The following is a 19,776-nucleotide window of genomic DNA, read 5'->3' as shown; positions in this document are numbered from 1 at the left end:
ATGGAATTACCTTTGTAGCAAGAGTTTTAGACCAAGGCCGCCAAGAAGGATGGCGGCAGTACGGTCGATAAGAGGTTTTGCACGCAAAAATCGGGCGCGGGCAGCGGGGGCTGTCAGAATAACGGCGCAAGCCGAATAAAACAGTATTTCGAGGATAAGGTGGTTGAGGGTAACAAAGGCGACTTGCGCTGCTGTAAGGTCCGGCGGGAAAATCACCACCAGCACAGCCGCGGCAAACAAGACCGATTTTGGATTACCCATATTAACGAGGAAGCCATCGATAAATGCGCGTCCTTGTGCCTTCGGCGCAGAACCTAGTGGTGTGGCTGCACTGCGCCATGTCTTGATCGCAAGATAGATCAAATAGACTGCTCCACCGAGTTTCAGCGTTGCAAAGGCCCATGGAAACAAGGCGAAAATGGCGTCCATCCCCAGAAGGGCGGCCAGGGTCCACAGGCTTGCCATCACGCCCAGACCGAGCCCAGTGGCAACGCCTGCGCGGCGTCCGTTCGAGATCGAGCTGCGCACTGCCATCAAAAAAGCAGCACCAGGGCTCAGGATCGAAACAATCAGGACCGCATTAAAGGCAAGAACGTGTTCGAGGGTCATCGTTTGAGCACCATTGCGTCGTGCGTCAGGTCAGGCGTCATGTCCGTTAATGACCCACCTTGCCAGCGTATTGCGGCAGTACGACTTATGGAGCAGGGCGGAAGCGCAGGCTGCGTAATAGTGCTCTTGCTGATCCGGTCCATCCGTCCGTGGCGCGATAGTTTTAGGGAGGGTCTACTCGAAAGCGTTTTGACTGGTTTGTCCTCGGGGGCGGGCAGCTTTAACATCCCTTCGCCCCATCGGCAGATCATCAACTCGCCATCAAGCGTCCCGCCGCGTTGGCCAATCGGCACCGTGGCTGCATTGCCGAGAGCGCTGGCATGCGCTGTGCTGCTGACAGCACAAAGCGCCGTTGTCAGCCGCACGGTGCGGTTCATTTGCTCATATCGGGCGCATCAACCGCCTTCATGCCCACCACATGATATCCCGCATCGACATGCAGGTTTTCGCCTGTGGTGCCCGAGCCAAGGTCGGACAGCAGGTAGAGTGCAGATTTTCCGACCTCGTCGATGGTCACATTACGGCGCAGGGGCGAATTATACTCGTTCCACTTCATGATATATCGGAAATCACCGATACCTGAGGCGGCAAGCGTCTTGATCGGACCTGCCGAGATGGCATTCACGCGGATGCCGTCCTTGCCCAGATCTTCCGCGAGGTATTGGACCGACGCCTCAAGGGCAGCCTTGGCCACGCCCATAACGTTATAATGTGGCATTACTTTTTCGGCGCCGTAATAAGTGAGCGTTAGGCAAGAGCCGCCATTCTTCATCATCTTCTCGGCACGCTGCACAACGGCAGTGAAGGAATAGACCGAGATATCCATCGAGAGCGCGAAGTTGGCGCGGCTTGTGTCGACATAGCGGCCGCGCAGTTCGTTCTTGTCGGAAAAGCCGATGGCATGAACGATAAAATCCAGATTGTCCCACCGCTCGCCCAAGCCAGCAAACAGAGCGTCAATCGAGGCCTCGTCGCCAACATCACAGGGCAGCACGATATCAGAGCCAAGGGAGGCTGCGAGCGGGTCAACACGCTTTTTCAACGCATCACCCTGATAGGAGAACGCCAGCTCGGCACCAGCATCGGCAAGCTGTTTTGCGATGCCCCAGGCAATTGATTTATCGTTGGCCAATCCCATGATCAGTCCCCGCTTGCCCGCCATCAGATTGTTCGACATGGCCTAAAACTCCATTCATAATCAGGTTGGCTTTACCTACGCGATTGGTTGGGGACCATCAAGTCAGCGCACCGTATATCGTGTTTTGGGTTGCACAGATGCTCGCAATGGGTGAATTGTGTTCCCAAGCAACGCGATAGTCTGAAATATGATTACTGTGCTATGTGTTACGGGATTGGATGAAACGCTGATCCGAGATATATCTTTTGTGTCCCAATGAGGAAAAAAGTGATGGCAGACCGGTCCGGTATTTTCGCAGGTGATGATCCTTTCGCCCTTGCGCGTGCGTGGATGGCAGAAGCATCAGACGTGGAGATAAACGATCCCAACGCCATGGCGCTGAGCACTGTGGACGCAGATGGCATGCCGAATGCGCGTGTTGTTTTGCTCAAAGATATCGAAGACGGTGCGTTTGTTTTTTATACAAACTACACCAGTGCCAAAGCTGCCGAGTTGGACAGTTCTGGTAAGGCGGCATTTGTCATTCACTGGAAGTCACTACGCCGTCAAATACGTGCACGCGGAATTATTACGCGTGAAGACGGCGAACAGGCGGACGTATATTACGCGTCACGGGCGCTCAAGAGCCGTCATGGCGCATGGGCATCCGATCAGTCAAAGCCACTTGAGAACCGCGAAACGCTTGAGCAGGCATTGGAAGATGTCATTGCCAAGCATGGCGACAATCCGGCGCGTCCTCCGTTTTGGGGGGGCTACCGCCTTACGCCACTTGAGCTTGAATTCTGGGGCGATGGTCCTGCACGGTTGCATGATCGCTTCCAATGGCGCCGTGCGTCGGTTGATGCAGCATGGGAAATTACACGACTTAATCCTTAGTAGTACGAGTATAGCCGCGGTTTTTTTGCGGCGGGGTATTCAGGCCCCAATTATTTATTTGAAAGACGGTGCGAGAGATATGATACAAGCGCACGACGATAATACCCCGCAATCGGGTGTGAATGGCACGGTGAAGTGGTTTGATCCTGTAAAGGGCTTCGGCTTTGTTGTGTCCGATGATGGCGGCGTCGATATTCTTCTTCATGTAAATGTTCTTCGGAATTTTGGCCAAAGCTCGGTTGCGGATGGCTCCCGCGTAGCGATGGTGGTGCAAAAAACCGAGCGTGGTGCGCAGGCAAGCGAGATCCTGTCGATTTCGCCACCGGAAGGTGTGCAAACGTCGCTGCCAGATATTGCGGGCTTAGACAAAGAGCAGATCGCAAGCACACCACTTTTAGCGGCACGGATAAAATGGTTCGACAAGGCAAAAGGATTTGGCTTTGCCAATGTATTTGGCTGCCCCGAAGATGTGTTTGTGCATATGGATGTGCTCCGGCAGTCGGGTCTGTCTGATCTGGCACCGGGTGAAGCGATCGCAATGCGCGTAATTGACGGTAAACGCGGCCGAATGGCGGCAGAGGTGCTTGCATGGGAAACAGTCCCCACAACAGAAGAACTTTCCTCACAGGGCTGACCGCTCTCACTGTGACCGCACAAAGGGCACAGGCGCTGACCCCGCTGGCCCCCGCCTGCGCCACGGATCGTGCGACCATCTCAGGGGGCTTCGGAAAAGCGGCCTTTAACGTCGATGTGGCCGCAGACGAGCAGACACGCGCCCGGGGCCTCATGCATGTAGAAAGCATGCCGATGAGCAAGGGCATGCTTTTTGTGTACCAGCGTCCCCAAATCATGAGTTTCTGGATGCGCAACACGCTGATCGAACTTGATATGCTGTTTCTCGATGGATTTGGCGAGATAAAATACATCCATCACCGCGCACAGCCTTTGGACGAAACCCCTATCTCGCCGGGCGATATGCTGCTGTTTGGTGTATTGGAGATTAACGGCGGATTGGCGCGGCGTTTGGGGATCAAAGTAGGCGATGTTCTGCGCCATCCTTCATTTATCAGCCTGGATGAACCGTGGACCTGCGGGTGAATTCAAATCATTCTGTGCAGACGTATATTTTGCCTTTTCAATCCCGACAGCTCGCGCTAAAGAGGCGTCAGTCGGGGCGTGGCGCAGCCTGGTAGCGCACCTGTTTTGGGTACAGGGGGTCGGATGTTCGAATCATCTCGCCCCGACCATTTTCGATTACCAGATCGAACTCATGTGGCCTCTTCGTTTTTGCGAAGAGGCCACAAGTGTTTTTAGGGCAGGCCTTCAGGGGAATCGCCAAGGGGCGATCGCGCGGGGATCATCGGCGGTCTGGCAGGTATAGATCTACATCTTGTGGTATTTGCCTCAATTTTCGGCATTTTCCCCTGTGGGTGGTGTTCCCTCGCGCCAATTTTGAGCAGGCAACAGCCGAGCGCCGCGTTTTTTCGGCAACAGAAATTCGGCCAAAATGGACGGGTAGATTCGGATGAAAAGCTGCCGACTCGCAGGTGCCAATCGTTAACGCGGCTTAAAAACGCGCGTTAGATACGCCGAAATAAAGGGTTTTTTGCTGCCTCGAAAGGTTAACGTTTTGGACACTGTAGCGAGCCGTCTCACAAACCTGTGAAGGCCTGCCTATTCGCAAAACACGTCAACAGTTAAAATGTGAATTTTCCGATAATAAAATCGTTGACCGGATAGGGTCAGATACGCCAGTTTGTGCGAACTGACGGTCGCGCCACAACATGTAGTGGTTTAACGCTCAAAGGCGGACCACGAGGTAGAGTACAGGCAAACGGTCTTACAGGGCGGTTGGTTAAATGCGCACCCAGTGGTTTTCACTCGGTCGGCGGCACCTGCGACTATGCCAAACAGTATTGAGTTGGGTGTCTTTGACGGCATTCGAAAATGGTAAAGCTTGAACAACGGGGTAGCGCGATGAAAATTGAACGGAAATTCACCACTCAGGGGCAAGACGCCTACGCAGATCTGGATTTTGTGAGCACGGTCTCCGAAATTCGTAACCCTGACGGATCAGTGGTTTTTCATCTCGACAATGTCGAAGTGCCAAAAGCGTGGAGCCAGGTTGCTTCCGACGTCATCGCGCAAAAATATTTCCGCAAAGCGGGCGTTCCTGCCGAATCCAAGCGCGTGAAGGAAAAGGGTGTTCCCGAGTTCCTGTGGCGCTCTGTTCCTGTTGAGGGCACCGAGATGGGCGGTGAGACGTCTTCCAAGCAGGTGTTCGACCGCCTCGCAGGTGCGTGGGCTTACTGGGGCTGGAAGGGTGGTTACTTCACCACCGAAGAAGACGCGCGCACCTACTATGACGAGATGCGCCACATGCTGGCCTCTCAGCGCGCCGCACCAAACTCCCCGCAGTGGTTCAACACGGGCCTGCACTGGGCCTACGGAATCGACGGCCCCGCACAGGGCCACTACTATGTGGATCACAAGTCGGGCAAGCTCACACGCTCCACGTCGTCCTATGAGCACCCACAGCCGCACGCGTGCTTCATCCAGTCCGTTGCTGACGATCTGGTCGGCGACGGCGGCATCATGGACCTTTGGGTGCGCGAAGCGCGTCTGTTTAAATACGGGTCCGGCACGGGTACAAATTTTTCCTCGCTTCGTGGCGCAGGAGAGAAGCTTTCAGGCGGCGGCAAATCCTCCGGCCTCATGGGCTTCCTGAAAATTGGTGACCGTGCTGCTGGTGCGATCAAATCTGGCGGTACAACACGCCGGGCGGCCAAGATGGTCATTGTCGATGCGGACCACCCCGATATCGAGGAATTCATCAACTGGAAGGTGCTCGAAGAGCAGAAGGTTGCCAGCATCGTTGCAGGCTCCAAAATGCACGAGCAAAAGCTCAACCTGATCTTCAAAGCTATTGCAGGCTGGGACGGTCTGGAAGCGGATGCCTATGATCCTGCAAAGAACGAGCAGCTCAAGGATGCGATCCGCGCTGCCAAGAAATCCATGATCCCCGAGACTTATGTCAAGCGCGTGCTCGATTATGCAAAGCAGGGTCACACCTCCATCGAATTCCCGACCTACGACACGGATTGGGACTCCGAGGCCTATAATTCGGTCTCGGGTCAGAACTCCAACAACTCGATCCGCGTCACCGATGCCTTTCTCAAGGCAGTGGAAGCAGACGGTGATTGGGACCTGATCGACCGTGTAACTGGTGAGGCGTCCAAAACAATTCGCGCACGGGATCTCTGGGACCAAGTGGGCCACGCCGCATGGGCCTGTGCCGATCCGGGCATCCAGTACCACGACACCGTGAACGACTGGCACACATGCCCCGAAGACGGCGCGATTCGCGGCTCCAACCCGTGCTCGGAGTATATGTTCCTAGACGATACCGCCTGTAACCTCGCCTCCATGAACCTGCTGACCTTCCTCAAGGACGGCGAGTTTCAGGTCGAAGACTATATGCACGCCTCGCGTCTCTGGACTGTAACGCTCGAAGTCTCCGTGATGATGGCTCAGTTCCCGTCCAAAGAGATTGCACAGCGCTCCTATGATTTCCGCACACTTGGTCTCGGCTATGCCAACATCGGCGGTCTGCTGATGAACATGGGCTTTGGCTATGACAGCGACGAGGGCCGCGCGCTGTGCGGTGCGTTGACGGCGATTATGACCGGCGTTGCCTATGCAACCTCTGCCGAGATGGCAGGCGAGTTGGGTGCATTCCCGGGCTATGAGAAAAACAGCAAGCACATGCTGCGCGTCATCCGTAACCACCGCCACGCGGCCTATGGTGAGAGGAATGGCTATGAGGATCTGGCGGTTAAGCCTGTTCCTCTTGATCACGCAAACTGCCCACAGGCGGGTCTGGTCGATGTGGCCATGTCCACATGGGATGAGGCGCTGGCACTGGGCGAAAAGCACGGCTACCGCAACGCACAGACCTCTGTGATCGCGCCTACAGGCACCATCGGTCTGGTAATGGATTGCGACACCACAGGGATCGAGCCTGACTTCGCACTGGTTAAGTTCAAGAAACTCGCGGGTGGTGGCTACTTCAAGATCATCAATCAATCTGTTCCTGCGGCCTTGGCCAAACTCGGCTATGGTGCGGCGCAAATCGAAGAGATCGTAGGACACGCAGTGGGTCACGGCACAATCGGCAATGCACCGGGCATCAACCATACCTCACTTATTGGTCACGGTTTTGGGCCTGCGGAACTGGCAAAGGTCGATGCGGCACTTGGGGCGGCTTTTGATATCCGCTTTGTCTTTAACCAGTGGACGCTCGGTGCGGAGTTCTGCACCAAAGTACTTGGTATTCCTGCGGACAAGCTCAACGATCCAACGTTTGACCTGCTGAAGTCTCTTGGCTTCTCCAAAAAGGACATCGATGCAGCCAATAATCACGTTTGCGGTACGATGACACTGGAGGGTGCGCCGCACCTGAAAGAAGAGCACTATGGCATCTTCGATTGCGCCAACCCCTGCGGTAAAACGGGCAAGCGTTATCTGTCGGTCAACAGCCACATCTACATGATGGCAGCGGCACAGTCGTTCATCTCGGGTGCGATCTCCAAGACGATCAACATGCCGAATGACGCCACCATCGAGGATTGCCAGAAAGCATACGAACTGAGCTGGTCCTTGGGTGTCAAAGCCAACGCACTGTACCGTGACGGCTCCAAATTGTCCCAACCCCTCGCGGCGTCGCTCGTCGAGGACGATGATGATGCGGCAGAAATCCTCGAGAGCGGCACAGCCCACGAAAAGGCAATCGTGCTGGCCGAGAAGATCGTCGAGAAGGTGATCGTCAAGGAGATCGTGAAATCGCACCGTGAAAAGATGCCACAGCGTCGCAAGGGCTATACCCAAAAGGCCAATGTGGGTGGGCACAAGGTGTACCTGCGTACTGGTGAGTATACCGATGGCTCCCTTGGTGAGATATTCATCGATATGCACAAAGAGGGTGCAGGCTTCCGCGCCATGATGAACAACTTTGCCATCGCGGTCTCCGTGGGTCTGCAATACGGCGTACCACTCGAAGAATTTGTTGATGCCTTCACCTTCACCAAATTCGAGCCTGCGGGCATGGTGCAGGGCAACGACAGCATCAAACAGGCGACCTCGATCCTTGATTATATCTTCCGCGAATTGGCGGTAAGCTATCTGGACCGCACCGATCTGGCGCATGTGCAGCCCGAGGGCGCTACGTTCGACACGCTGGGCCGTGGTGAGGAAGAAGGGGTTGCCAATGTCTCCGAGCTCTCCGAGAGCGCTGCGTCAAAATCGCTTGAAGTACTCAAGCAGATCACCTCACAGGGGTATTTGCGCAACCGTGTGCCGCAGAACCTGACGATGCTGCAAGGTGGGCAGTCTGCTGCCATGGACGCGCTGACGTCGATCATGCCGCAAGGAGACGTGGGTGTGGTGACAGCAGTGAAAAGCACCACGTCAATCTCCTCCGGGGCAGTATCAATGAATGCGCGCACCAAGGCTAAGATGCAGGGCTATGAGGGCGAGGCCTGCGGGGAGTGTGGTAACTACACACTGGTGCGCAACGGGACATGTATGAAGTGCAACACCTGCGGTGGGACGTCTGGCTGTAGCTAAGGGATAGGGTGGGGCGCTGAAGTGGCGCCCTACTTTTGCGAATACAGGCTTCTACTTGGATGTTGGAAGTTTGGATGCGAGAGGCTCTCGGTGTTCTCAGGAGAACGATTGCCTTGCGCTCGACTTGATACGGGGTGGGTTCTCGCGCATCGCTTTGCGATACGCTGCCACCCACTTCGCAGCCCCGGCTTTGCCGGGGCGCGACACACGGGGCGGGTGCGCTCGCCCCCTGACGACGCATAGGCCGCAGGCATAAAATAAAACGATCGGTTAACAAATTGAGCCTATGCGGCGAAACTAAGTGGGGAGCGTTCGCGCTCCCCCTTTTTATTTTTGGTGGATAAGCTTTGAGCGATAGATGATTGGATATATTGGTCTTTTCCTGTCTGCCTTAGTGGCGGCAACCATCTTGCCGATGCAGTCAGAGGCGGTGCTTGCAGGGCTTTTGCTCAGCGGTGAGCGCTCTGTCGCAGCGCTTTTGGGAGTGGCAACGACAGGTAATGTTCTCGGGTCGGTGATCAATTGGGTGCTTGGCCGATATCTGTTGCGCTTTAAGGACCATCGCTGGTTCCCGAGCAACGACGCGCAACTGGCGCGTGCGCAGAACTGGTACAGACGCTATGGTCGCTGGTCGCTTCTGGGCAGTTGGCTGCCCGTGGTTGGTGATCCGCTCACAGTTGTAGCAGGGGCGATGCGTGAGCCTTTGGTGCCGTTTATGTTGCTCGTCACACTGGCAAAAGGCACACGCTATCTGGTGCTTGCCGCCCTCGTACTTAGCTGGATCTAGAGCAACTCAGCCACGGGCGTGCCAGCCTCCAGCCCGATCTGTACACGCAATCTGGCCCGTGCACGCGCCAGACGGGACATAACAGTACCAACAGGCAATCCAAGTTGCGCGGCAATCGTGCGCGGGCTGAACTCTCCCTGTAACACCAGCGTCATGACCTCGGCCTGCTCGTCTGGCAGGGCAGCAATGGCCGTGCGCAGGTCGGCCACGGCAAGGCGGCCATCGCCCACGGGCAGGGTGCTTGCACTGTCCTCTTCAAGCTCCGCCATCTCGACGCGTGCACGCCATCCTGCACGGATCAGGTTTTGCAGGATGATCATGGCGTAATGCTCGGGTGCCTCCACATCCTGACGGGCCATACGCTGCATCAGGCGCAGCAAGGTTTCCTGAGCTATGTCCTCCGCATCACTGGGCTGTGCGCCCAAACGTTGCGCACGTCGCCGCAAACGGTTCGCAAGTGCGGAAAGGTCGGTGTCATCATCCATAATTGTCATATCACTGTCCTGCCTATGGTTGTTTTCCATCAGCATGACGTGTTTTGCGGCTTCAACCAGAGGGGGTATTCCGCCGATTCCGCCAAGATGCCCTTTTTCGGCGGCGGGACGCGCATGTGACAGGCCCTGATCGGCGGCTCGCCGCGCCTGTCGATAGGGTCGGGACGCAAAGGGCATTTATGGCCTCTACCTTTGTGAGAGCGCCACAACGGGGCTCTGTCACGACAAACAATAAATGGAGACACCACATGACACGTACAAAGACATTCGCCGCAATCGCCGCCACCGCCCTTTGCATGCCCGCTTTTGCGATGGGCCAAAGTGCTGTTCAGGCCGACACCAACGAAGACGGTGTACTGAGCATTGCCGAGGTGCAGGCGGTTTATCCTGACATGACCGAGGAAACTTTCGCGACAGCGGATTTGAACGGTGACGGCGTGTTGGAAGACGCCGAAGTCACCGCAGCGCAGGAAGCAGGCCTGATGCCCGCAAGCTAAGCGTTTAAACCATCCCCGCTTAGGGGATCTGCACAGCTGTGGCAGCAGCACGTGCAGAGGGTCAGAGGTCCGGAAACCCCCCAGGGTCCGGGCCTCTGATGTATACAGGGCAGGGGTTTAGCCGTGCAGGTGAATGTTGAACCTGTCCCGAATGGCGCGGTCAATCGCAGGATCAAGCGCAGCAGCAGAAGGGGCGTCCAGGATGGCTTCTTTGCGCAGGGTCGCTGTGGTGATCAGGTCGGGCTTGTCCTTCTCGACCCACTCTTTGGGCGACATGCGGTTGCCATAGGTGGGATAGCAGTGATCGCTTTGCATGCGGCTCAATGTGCCTGAAGTGCCGAGGTAGTGACCCGGACCGCCCATGCAGACTTCAGCGATCTGATCGAGGGCTAGGGTTTCGTCGTTCACTTCGATTCCGCGTACGCACCGCAACGCCTGACCGATGACGTCATCGCCCAAGATCAAGCTTTCATGGCAAAAGCCCAGCAAGGAGGCATGCATGCCCGCCGCCTCATAGATCATATTACATCCAGACAGTCCTGCCATCACGTTGGAGCACATCGTCTCCCAGCCCGCCTGCATGTCAGGCAGTTTGCTATCCGCGATTCCCGCAGCCGCTCCACCGGGGAGGTCGTAGAAGTTATGCATCTGGGCGCAGCCTGACGTCAGAAGCGCCTGCTCGCCCGAGCCGCCTGTCATCGCGCCCGTGCGAAGATCCAGACCGAAGGGCCAAGTGCCAAATATTGCAGGATGTCCCGGTTTTACGGCGTTGACATAGACCAGACCCGCCAGACATTCGGCTACAGCCTGCACAATGGCACCAGCCACAGTGGAGGGGGCCGTCGCACCCGCCATACCCGCGGAGAGCAGCAGGACGGGCATGCCGTGTTTGATGCATTCCTCCATCACCAAACACGACTCGGTTGCGAATTTCATCGGCGGGACGACAAAGCAGTTGGAGTTGGACACAAATGGTCGCTCACGCCAGTTATCCTCGCCGCCTGCGATCATGTGTAGCATCTCGATCGCAGGGCCGACGAAGGCCGGATCGGTAAACGACGTGCCAATGTGTTTGGTGGTACCTGCGACGCAGGCAAAGATGGAATTGTAGTCCATCTCCATGTTGTCGGGAATATCGCGGCATACCATTGGTCGCTGGCAAAAGTGCACATTATCGAGGGTATTTACGATCTTGGCGGCGTCATGCAGGTCCTGCACGCCGCAATCGCGGTAGTGTTTGCCGTCCACATCCACCAAATGCACAGCAGCCCCCGCAGTGCCGTAATGCACACGTGTACCTGACAGGTCGAGATCGTGGAGACCATCGCGGCTCATCAACGTGATGGAGCGGTTGGCGCGGGCCAGTGCATCCTCGACCAATGCACGCGGAAAGCGGATGCGCCCGTCGTCGCCCAAGATCGCACCCGCGCCTGTGAGGTAGGCAACGCCAGAGGGAGGGGCATCCGCAAGGCCGATGGTTTCCAGCGCGTCCAGCGCTGCGTGATGGATTTTCAGCACGTCTGTCTCCGACAGCGGCTTGTACTTGCCACCTTCAAGCCCTGCACGCACGGGGCGCAGGTTATCGGGCAGGGCGGCAGAGCGGGCAGCACGGCGGGCAGCGCGGCCACCAGAGCGAGAAGTTATTTGTTGGTTCATGGAGTTGTCTTTCAACGAAAGGGAGAGCAAAGGGCGAGATATCCGCCCCAAGGTGCCCCCCGCGCTGCGCGTCCGCGGTCCGCACCGATGGTGCGGCTGACCAATATCGCTTTGCATGACAGATGCTGCATATGGACGCTCCCCTCCTATCAACATTGAAAATAAAACGCGACCAAATCTGTCCTGTTTCCGACCTGATTAAACCCCCCCTACAGCAAAAATCTGCCGTTTTTGGCGCATTGTGGCAATGTTTCGCACGTAGCAGCCGCACGCGGCGTCAGCTTTGGAACCAACGTGTGCAAACAGGTGTTTGGATGGCGATAGGTAGCAAAACTGCCTGTTTTCGTTGAACTCTTCTGAAGGAAAACATCATGAAAACGATTTACAAATTCGGCGCTGCCACCCTCGTTTCCACATCGTTGCTGGCAAGCACAGCGTTTGCGGGATCTCTGGAAGACCCGATTGTGGAAACCGTGCCTGCACCCGTATTCGAGCCCGCCTTCGCAGGAGGAGATTGGACGGGCGCTTATGGCGGTCTGAACCTCGGCTACGGTGACGTGGACGGTACAGGTGAGGCAGACGGGGACGACACAACATACGGCCTTCACGTCGGTTATGACTATGACTTTGGCCGTTATGTGATTGGTGGCGAGCTTGAGTATGATAAGGCCGACATTGATCTGGATGGTGCTGCCAATACCGATAGCGTGACACGCCTGAAGTTGCGCGGCGGATATGATTTCGGACGTACGTTGCTCTATGCGACAGCGGGTGCGGCCAAGCTGCAGACCAGCATTGGCGATGATACTGGTGAGTTTATCGGTGTCGGCATGGCCTATCAGGTTACAGACCGCTTCACCGTAGGTGGGGAGCTTCTTGAGCACCGCTTTGACGACATTGGCGGTACTGGCGTGGATGCAGATGCGACCACCTTTAACCTGCGCGGCTCATTCCGCTTCTGAAGTACACGGAGAGGCGCGCCTGCGATAGGCGCGCCTTTTATCACTTCTCCTTTGTGGCGAGGGTTTGGGCGAAACTGCACAGAGCGTTGAGGGCTGCCTCAAACGCCGTGTCATCCACTGTCATCGCGACACGGATATGCCCAGCGGCTGCACTGCCAAAGCTTTCCCCCGGCATGACCGCGATTTGGTGTGTATCGAGCAAAGCGTTGGCAAAGCCTTCCCCGCTCAACCCCGTCGCACTCACATCCAGCATCATATACATTGCCCCCGCATTAGGCACGACGCCGACGACATTTTGGGCGGCGAGGATATCATAGGCCAGTCCACGGCGGCGGCGGAACGGCTCTGCAATCTCCGCCTCAAAAGCCTCACCTTGCTCTAGTGCAAAGAGGGCCGCTTCCTGAATGAAGCCGGGCACACCATAAGTGGTATGGGTGGCGAGGTTAACCAAATGTTCAATGATCGGCTCGGGCGCCACGACCCAACCGATGCGAGAGCCTGTCATGGCATGGCTTTTTGACATGGAGCCGACAACCAGCGTGCGCTCGGCCATACCCTCAAGGGCGCGAGGCGAAATATGTGCGCCTTCCCAAATCTGCGTGTCATAGACTTCGTCGGAGATCAGCCACAGGTCATGCTCTTTGCACACATCTGCAATGCCCTCCAGCGTCTCACGGCTATAGACGACACCTGTAGGATTGTTGGGCGAGTTGATCAGCAGGGATTTGGCACCTGCTGCATATGGGGCGATATCCTGTGCGCGGGGCTGGAAGGCATCACTTGCGCGGGCCTTGATCGCGACAGGCTTGGCCGAGGCGCCGCGCAACGTGCCCGGGTAGGTGGCATAGTAGGGATCAATGTAGAGGGCGGTATCGCCGTGGTCCAGTACAGCCATATGGGAGGCAAAGAGTGCGGATTGTCCACCGGGGGTGATCATCACGTTCTCTCGCGTGGTAGGGACACCTGTGCGCGCTGTCACTCGTGCTGCAATCGCATCGCGCAGGGTAGGGATGCCGGGGATCGAGGCATAGCCGGTATGTCCGCCCATGGCTGCACGGTGCATGTCCTGCAATACGGGGGCGGCGGTGCGAATGTCATGCTCCCCAATTGTCAGCTCGGTCACATCGGTGCCTTCCGCCATCATCTGCCGCGCACGGTTGAACACCTCCCATCCGTCAGAGCCGCCACTCAGAAGTGTGCTGATCCGGTTTGATGCTTGCATGATATTGCCCTCCGATAAATGTCGTGCGCAGGGGCGCAGAGGGGCGCGCATTTGTCAATCAACCTTGACCACTGTGCAGCTGATGAGCTAGGCTTAAAGGATGACAACGAACATGATCATTACAAGCTGTACAATTACCTGCTGAGATACCTCTCGCGGGCCTTGATCACGTTGTTTTATTTCCTCTGAAACTGTGCCATGTCCCGCGCATCCCCGCGCCTGATTAGGACATACGCCATGACCACGATAAAACTGCACAACACCAAGACCCGCAAGCGCGAGGACTTTGTGCCGATTGATCCCAAAAATGTGCGCATGTATCTCTGTGGTCCCACGGTGTACGACCGTGCCCATCTGGGCAATGCGCGCCCTGTGCTGGTGTTTGATGTCCTCAACCGTTTGCTGCGTCATGTCTACGGGGAGGAGCATGTGACTTACGTGCGCAACTTTACGGACGTGGATGACCGGATCAACGAGACAGCCCAAAAGCGTAAAGCGGCGGGGGCCGAGGGGACGCTCGAAGAATTGATCCACGAGCGCTCGAACGAGACGATCCATTGGTATCATGAAGATATGGACGCGCTGGGGGCAAGACGCCCCGACCATGAGCCGCGTGCGACTGAATACATCGCCCAGATGATCGCCATGATCGAAGATCTAATCGCCAAGGATCACGCTTACGCTGCCGAAGGTCATGTGCTGTTTGCTGTGGATAGTTGGAAAGAGCACTACGGTAGCCTTTCAGGCCGCAGCGTTGACGATATGATCGCAGGCGCACGGGTCGAGGTCGCCCCCTACAAGCGTAACCCGATGGACTTTGTGATGTGGAAGCCGTCACCTGACGACCTTCCAGGGTGGGACAGCCCGTGGGGCAAAGGACGCCCGGGCTGGCACATCGAATGTAGCGCTATGGCAAAGGAGTTGTTGGGGGAGCAGTTCGATATCCACGGCGGCGGCAACGACCTGATGTTCCCCCACCACGAGAACGAGATCGCGCAAAGCTGCTGTGCCAATGACACCGACACCATGGCGAACTACTGGCTGCACAACGAGATGTTGCAGGTGGAGGGCAAGAAGATGTCCAAGTCGCTGGGCAACTTTTTCACCGTGCGCGATTTGCTGGACCAAGGCGTGCCGGGCGAAGTGATCCGCTTTGTGATGCTCTCGACGCATTACCGCAAACCGATGGACTGGACGGAGAAAAAGCGGGAGGAGGCGGAGAAGACGCTAAGGCTCTGGAACGATCCCGATGTTGTAGGCTTTGTTACAGCCCATGACAAAAAGCCTGATCGTGATGTTGTCGAACCACTCCTGAACGATCTTAACATACACGGGGCGATTGCTGAGCTACACAAGATGTACAAAGAAGAGCGGTTTGAGCAGCTCATCAGGAGTGCTACGTTTTTAGGGCTACCTGCTGGAAACGGTGAATTTTTCATGCGTCTAAAGGCCTTAGAGCAAACTCAAAACTGGCACGAAGCAGGCGAAGAACTCAAGTTCTATGCTGGCAAGCTAAATGAACTGCGGGGTGAAGCGATGCAGACGAAAGATTTCTCAGCCGTAGATAGCTTTCGGAAGATGCTTCTTGATGCAGGAGTGGAAGTGAAAATAACAAAAGCGGGCGCAGAGGCTATCCCGACTTCCGATTACGATCATTCCAAACTGGAACCCCTCGAATGACCCGCCTAACAACACAGAACAGTGCTAGTCCGAGAGGGGGCGTGAAGCGCCACCCGTCAAACTGTAAGTTTACCTGCGGCAAAACGAGGGCGGACTGGCGCTGTTCGTGCAAAGGGAACGAATTTAAAAACGAGCAGAGCGGAGCCAAGCCATGACCAAAACCCGCCTCTCACTCTATGACACCACGCTGCGCGACGGCCAGCAAACCCAAGGCGTGCAATTCTCCACAGAGGAAAAGCAGATCATCGCCAAATCCCTCGACGCGCTGGGCGTGGACTATATCGAGGGCGGCTGGCCGGGGGCGAACCCGACCGACAGCGCCTTTTTCGACGAAGCGCCGGAGACCCGCGCGCGTTTGACCGCCTTTGGCATGACCAAGCGCAACGGCATGTCGGCGGAAAACGATGATGTGCTGGCCGCTGTGATGAACGCCAATACACAGAGCATCTGCTTGGTTGGCAAGACGCATGAATTCCACGTCACCACTGCGCTGGGCATCACGCTCCCCGAGAACACCGAGAACATCGCCAAATCTATCGCCCATATCGTGGCGCAGGGGCGTGAGGCGCTGTTTGACGCAGAGCATTTCTTTGACGGGTATAAATCCAACCCTGCCTATGCGCTGGAGGCGATCCGCGCGGCCTATGACGCAGGTGCGCGTTGGATTGTGCTGTGTGATACCAATGGCGGCACGCTGCCCTCCGAAATCGGGCACATCACGGCGGAGGTAATCGCATCAGGTATTGAGGGCGAGCGCCTCGGCATCCACACGCATGACGATACCGAAAACGCGGTGGCTTGTACGCTGGCCGCTGTGGACGCAGGTGCGCGGCAGATCCAAGGGACGCTCAACGGTCTGGGGGAGCGGTGTGGCAATGCCAATCTCACAGCCCTCATCCCGATCTTAAAGCTCAAACAACCTTATGCCAGCCTTTATGAGACGGGCGTAACGGACGAGGCGCTTGAAGGTATCACCCGCACATCGCGGATGCTGGATGAAATCCTCAATCGTGTGCCGCTGCGGCAAGCGGGGTTTGTCGGGTCGTCGGCCTTTGCGCATAAGGCGGGCCTGCACGCCAGCGCAATCCTCAAAGATCCGAGCACGTATGAGCATATCGAGCCATCGCTGGTTGGCAACACCCGCATCATTCCCATGTCAAATCAGGCAGGCCAGTCCAATCTGCGCCGCCGTCTGGCCAGTGCGGGGCTGGAAGTGGCAAAGGGAGATCCGGCGCTGTCAGCTATCCTCGATGAGGTTAAGGCACGGGAAGCCGAAGGTTATAGCTATGACACCGCACAGGCGAGTTTCGAGCTGTTGGCGCGTAAGGTGCTGGGTCAGATGCCAGAGCTGTTCGAGGTCAAACGCTACCGTGTGACTGTCGAGCGGCGTAAAAATAAATATGACCAGATGATCAGCCTCTCCGAGGCGGTGGTCGTGGTGAAAGTGGATGGCGAAAAGCGCCTCTCCGTCTCCGAGAGTATGGATGAGACGGGGAGCGACCGTGGCCCCGTCAACGCGCTCAGCAAAGCGCTGGTCAAAGACCTCGGTCAATATTCGGCCCTACTCGAAGATATGCATCTGGTGGATTTCAAGGTCCGCATCACTCAAGGCGGCACAGAAGCGGTCACCCGTGTCATCATCGACAGTCAGGACGGGCAGGGACGGCGTTGGTCTACTGTGGGCGTTTCGGCGAACATCGTGGATGCGTCGTTTGAGGCCCTTCTGGATGCAATCCGTTGGAAGCTCATTCGGGACAAGGAATAGGTCGGTGATATTTAGGATTTTGAAGCAAGTTGTTATTTCAATTGGGGTTACGCTGGTTGTCGCAACAGTGCTGGTCTTTACGCAGAACGCCAAAGAGATGAGCGGCGAAGGCGGGCTTGAATTTGCGCGTCTCTTGGAGCGGGATGTGAGCGCGCCGGCGCCTTTGCAAAGCGTGCCGATGCGCGACGGCTATCGCTTGCAGGTACGCACTTATGGCGGCGCAGACAATGTGCCGCTCTTGGTGTTGGTGCACGGTTCCGCGTGGCACGGTCTGCAATTTGACAGTCTCGCCAGTAACTTGGCTGATAAAGCTGATGTGATTGTACCTGACTTGCGCGGCCACGGAACGGCGCCGGGTCGGCGGGGCGATATCGACTATATCGGGCAGCTTGAGGATGATCTGGCGGATATTATTACTGCCATGGCCAAGCCGGACCAGCCTGTCATTATGGCGGGGCACAGTTCGGGCGGTGGCTTGGTGATCCGCTTTGCAGGGGGGGAGCATGGCGCGATGCTCGGTGGAGCCGTGCTGCTGGCACCTTTCCTCCACCACAGAGCGCCTACAATGCGTGAGGACGCTGGCGGCTGGAATGAGGTGCTGATGCGGCGCATCATCGGGTTAAGCATCCTCAACACGTTCCAGATCACAGCATTCAACCATCTTCCCATTATCCAGTTCAATATGCCAAAGACAGTGCTTGAGGGCCCGTTGGGCGACACGGCCACAACCGCCTACTCTTATCGTCTCAACACATCCTTCGCTCCGCGCGGCAACTACCTTGAGGATGTCGCTGCGCTGCCAAAGTTTGTCTTGCTCGCTGGCGGGGCGGATGAGGCGTTTGTTTCTTCGCAATACGCGCCCACAATGGGGGCCGTTACAGACAAAGGGCGCTTTGACATGATACTTGGTGCGTCGCATTTGGATATCGTGGATGACCCTCGCACACTGGGTATTATGGAAGGATTTTTGGATGAGTTCTGATCCGAACATGCGAGCTTTCTTTCAGCTGCACCGCGATTTACCCCGTGAAGGTCCGGGTGCGCCGGAGGATGTGGCTTGGGCCGCTGGATTGATCGATTTATCGGCAACGGCCCGTATTGCCGATGTGGCATGCGGCCCCGGGGGCGATATTGCAGCACTGCTTGAGGCAGCTTCCGCAGGCCATGTGACTGCCCTCGATAAAACCCCGCATTTTGTGGAGACCGCACGCGAAGCTTGGGGCAGTGACGGCCGCGTGACTGTGCTCAAGGCGGATATGAGAGTAATCGCAAACCGCTATGACCTTATCTGGTGCGCAGGGGCAGTCTACTTCATGGGGGTTGAGGCGGCGCTACGGGCATGGCGCAAATCCTTGTTGCCGCAGGGCGCAATCGCATTCTCGGAAGCATGCTGGTTCACGGATACACCCTCGGCGCGGGCCAAGGCGCTGTGGGATAAGGAGTATCCAACCATGACGGATGAGGTAGGGATCACTGTCCAGATCGCGGAGGCGGGCTACCGTGTAATCGGTCAGCAGCGTTTAACGGATGCTGCATGGGAGAGGTATTATACTCCGCTCGAAGCGCGGATTGCAGCGTTGCGGGAGCGTGCTGATGGGGCGCTTACTTACGTGCTGGATGAGGCCGAAGAAGAGATTGAGTGCTGGCGCGCGCACCGTGACGAGTTCGGTTATCTGCTCAGCGTGGTTGTGCCCGTATGACGTGGTCGGATGATCTCAATGCCTGTGCAGGAATTGTCGAGCGGGGAGATCCGCTGCGTTTTCGCACGACGATGATGGCTCCTGTCTCTCAGCGTGGTGCGCTTTTTGCGCTTTATGCCTTCAACGTCGAAGTCAGCCGTGCGCCATGGGTGACCCAAGAGTCCATGATCGCCGAAATGCGCCTGCAATGGTGGCGCGATGTGCTAGAGGAGATTGCCGCAGGCGGTCCTGTGCGTCGCCATGAAGTGGCCACACCGCTGGCCGCGGTGCTGTCGCCTGAACAGGCCAAAATGCTTGATGAATTGGTTGCTGCGCGGCGCTGGGATATCTACCGCGATCCGTTTGAAGATGAAGCTGATCTTAAGCGCTATATCGACCAGACCGCAGGCCATTTGATGTGGATAGCGGCGTCGCTGTTGGGGCAGGCGGAAGAAGCAGTTGTGCGCCGTGCAGGCGTTGCCGCAGGGATTGGAGCATGGTTGCGTGCTATTCCCGCGCTGGAGACTGCTGGACGTGTGCCACTTCTGGATGGGACGCCCGACGGTGTTGTTGCATTGGCAAGTGAAGGTCATAGTGCATTGATGCAAGCGCGTCGAAATAGGGCAGGGATATCAAGTGCTTGCACGCCTGCGCTCTTGCTCGCGACTGCGGCGGAGCCTGCGTTGCGCTATGCGCAGAAAATTCCGCAATCTGTGGTCGAAGACGCTCTGCCTGATACGGGGCTTTCATTTACACTAAGGGCTGCGACTGGGCGCTGGTAGTGCC

The 19,776-nt window shown here is 56.8% G+C and carries 18 protein-coding genes and 1 tRNA gene; 13 read left to right on the top strand and 6 right to left on the bottom strand.

The annotated features are described in order from the left end of the window. Positions 1 to 6: 6 nt before the first annotated feature. The 3 genes from Q0775_RS00660 to fabI are packed head-to-tail and all read right to left on the bottom strand — an operon-like array spanning position 7 to position 1,786. Positions 7 to 609: a LysE family translocator gene (locus Q0775_RS00660; protein WP_298857143.1), complete on the bottom strand. Its 603-nt coding sequence runs from the start codon at positions 607 to 609 to the stop codon at positions 7 to 9. Continuing rightward, positions 606 to 986, bottom strand: a complete 381-nt coding sequence (locus Q0775_RS00655) for a hypothetical protein (protein ID WP_298857142.1) — start codon at positions 984 to 986, stop codon at positions 606 to 608. The genes Q0775_RS00660 and Q0775_RS00655 overlap by 4 nt, the downstream gene beginning before the upstream one ends. Next, positions 983 to 1,786: an enoyl-ACP reductase FabI gene (gene fabI, locus Q0775_RS00650; RefSeq protein ID WP_298857140.1), complete on the bottom strand. Its 804-nt coding sequence runs from the start codon at positions 1,784 to 1,786 to the stop codon at positions 983 to 985. Before fabI ends, Q0775_RS00655 begins: the two co-directional genes overlap by 4 nt. 231 nt (positions 1,787 to 2,017) lie before the next feature. Between fabI and pdxH the strand changes: the two genes are divergently transcribed. The 6 genes from pdxH (at position 2,018) to Q0775_RS00620 (ending at position 9,035) form a co-directional block, all read left to right on the top strand. Further along, the gene (pdxH, locus tag Q0775_RS00645; RefSeq protein ID WP_298857138.1) at positions 2,018 to 2,623 is read left to right on the top strand and encodes a pyridoxamine 5'-phosphate oxidase; all 606 of its coding nucleotides are present in this window, start codon (positions 2,018 to 2,020) and stop codon (positions 2,621 to 2,623) included. A gap of 79 nt (positions 2,624 to 2,702) precedes the next feature. After that, positions 2,703 to 3,257, top strand: coding sequence for a cold-shock protein (locus Q0775_RS00640; protein WP_298857136.1), 555 nt, complete (start codon positions 2,703 to 2,705; stop codon positions 3,255 to 3,257). Continuing rightward, positions 3,212 to 3,721 carry a DUF192 domain-containing protein gene (locus tag Q0775_RS00635; protein ID WP_298857134.1) on the top strand — a complete coding sequence of 170 codons (510 nt, stop codon included), beginning with the start codon at positions 3,212 to 3,214 and terminating at the stop codon, positions 3,719 to 3,721. Before Q0775_RS00640 ends, Q0775_RS00635 begins: the two co-directional genes overlap by 46 nt. Before the next feature lie 72 nt (positions 3,722 to 3,793). After that, a tRNA-Pro gene (locus Q0775_RS00630) sits at positions 3,794 to 3,870 on the top strand. A 730-nt stretch (positions 3,871 to 4,600) separates the two neighbouring features. Continuing rightward, positions 4,601 to 8,248, top strand: a complete 3,648-nt coding sequence (locus Q0775_RS00625) for a vitamin B12-dependent ribonucleotide reductase (protein WP_298857131.1) — start codon at positions 4,601 to 4,603, stop codon at positions 8,246 to 8,248. Between the two features lie 358 nt (positions 8,249 to 8,606). Then, complete coding sequence (locus Q0775_RS00620) at positions 8,607 to 9,035, top strand: YqaA family protein (RefSeq protein ID WP_298857129.1); 429 nt, start codon at positions 8,607 to 8,609, stop codon at positions 9,033 to 9,035. Here Q0775_RS00620 and Q0775_RS00615 read toward each other — a convergent pair. Then, positions 9,032 to 9,706 carry an RNA polymerase sigma factor gene (locus Q0775_RS00615; RefSeq protein ID WP_298857127.1) on the bottom strand — a complete coding sequence of 225 codons (675 nt, stop codon included), beginning with the start codon at positions 9,704 to 9,706 and terminating at the stop codon, positions 9,032 to 9,034. The genes Q0775_RS00620 and Q0775_RS00615 overlap by 4 nt on opposite strands. A gap of 71 nt (positions 9,707 to 9,777) precedes the next feature. Between Q0775_RS00615 and Q0775_RS00610 the strand changes: the two genes are divergently transcribed. Further along, the gene (locus Q0775_RS00610; protein ID WP_298857126.1) at positions 9,778 to 10,026 is read left to right on the top strand and encodes a hypothetical protein; all 249 of its coding nucleotides are present in this window, start codon (positions 9,778 to 9,780) and stop codon (positions 10,024 to 10,026) included. Positions 10,027 to 10,143: 117 nt separating this feature from the next. On the opposite strand, the gene Q0775_RS00605 is transcribed toward Q0775_RS00610, so the two are convergent. Next, positions 10,144 to 11,682, bottom strand: coding sequence for a trimethylamine methyltransferase family protein (locus Q0775_RS00605; RefSeq protein ID WP_298857124.1), 1,539 nt, complete (start codon positions 11,680 to 11,682; stop codon positions 10,144 to 10,146). A gap of 371 nt (positions 11,683 to 12,053) precedes the next feature. Here Q0775_RS00605 and Q0775_RS00600 point away from each other — a divergent pair, with 371 nt between their 5' ends. Next, entirely contained in the window at positions 12,054 to 12,644 is a 591-nt protein-coding gene (locus Q0775_RS00600) for a porin (RefSeq protein WP_298857122.1), read from the top strand. Positions 12,645 to 12,684: 40 nt separating this feature from the next. Here the strand turns inward: Q0775_RS00600 and Q0775_RS00595 are convergent, their stop codons facing one another. Then, complete coding sequence (locus tag Q0775_RS00595) at positions 12,685 to 13,866, bottom strand: pyridoxal phosphate-dependent aminotransferase (RefSeq protein WP_298857120.1); 1,182 nt, start codon at positions 13,864 to 13,866, stop codon at positions 12,685 to 12,687. Between the two features lie 237 nt (positions 13,867 to 14,103). On the opposite strand from Q0775_RS00595, the gene cysS reads away from it, so the two are divergent. The 5 genes from cysS (at position 14,104) to Q0775_RS00570 (ending at position 19,772) form a co-directional block, all read left to right on the top strand. Next, the gene (gene cysS / locus Q0775_RS00590) at positions 14,104 to 15,546 is read left to right on the top strand and encodes a cysteine--tRNA ligase (protein WP_298857118.1); all 1,443 of its coding nucleotides are present in this window, start codon (positions 14,104 to 14,106) and stop codon (positions 15,544 to 15,546) included. Positions 15,547 to 15,697: 151 nt separating this feature from the next. Further along, complete coding sequence (gene cimA, locus Q0775_RS00585) at positions 15,698 to 17,311, top strand: citramalate synthase (RefSeq protein ID WP_298857116.1); 1,614 nt, start codon at positions 15,698 to 15,700, stop codon at positions 17,309 to 17,311. 4 nt (positions 17,312 to 17,315) lie between these two features. Next, the gene (locus Q0775_RS00580) at positions 17,316 to 18,293 is read left to right on the top strand and encodes an alpha/beta fold hydrolase (RefSeq protein ID WP_298857114.1); all 978 of its coding nucleotides are present in this window, start codon (positions 17,316 to 17,318) and stop codon (positions 18,291 to 18,293) included. Beyond that, positions 18,283 to 19,011 (top strand): class I SAM-dependent methyltransferase, encoded by a 729-nt coding sequence (locus Q0775_RS00575; RefSeq protein ID WP_298857112.1) that lies wholly within the window; start codon positions 18,283 to 18,285, stop codon positions 19,009 to 19,011. The genes Q0775_RS00580 and Q0775_RS00575 overlap by 11 nt, the downstream gene beginning before the upstream one ends. Next, the gene (locus Q0775_RS00570; protein ID WP_298857110.1) at positions 19,008 to 19,772 is read left to right on the top strand and encodes a squalene/phytoene synthase family protein; all 765 of its coding nucleotides are present in this window, start codon (positions 19,008 to 19,010) and stop codon (positions 19,770 to 19,772) included. The genes Q0775_RS00575 and Q0775_RS00570 overlap by 4 nt, the downstream gene beginning before the upstream one ends. The last annotated feature ends 4 nt before the right edge of the window (positions 19,773 to 19,776 follow it).

This window comes from uncultured Sulfitobacter sp. (genome assembly GCF_947499945.1).
In the GTDB taxonomy this organism is placed as follows: domain Bacteria; phylum Pseudomonadota; class Alphaproteobacteria; order Rhodobacterales; family Rhodobacteraceae; genus Sulfitobacter.
The sequence above is the reverse complement of the archived record's forward strand: the minus strand, read 5'-3'. Positions and strand labels throughout refer to the sequence as shown.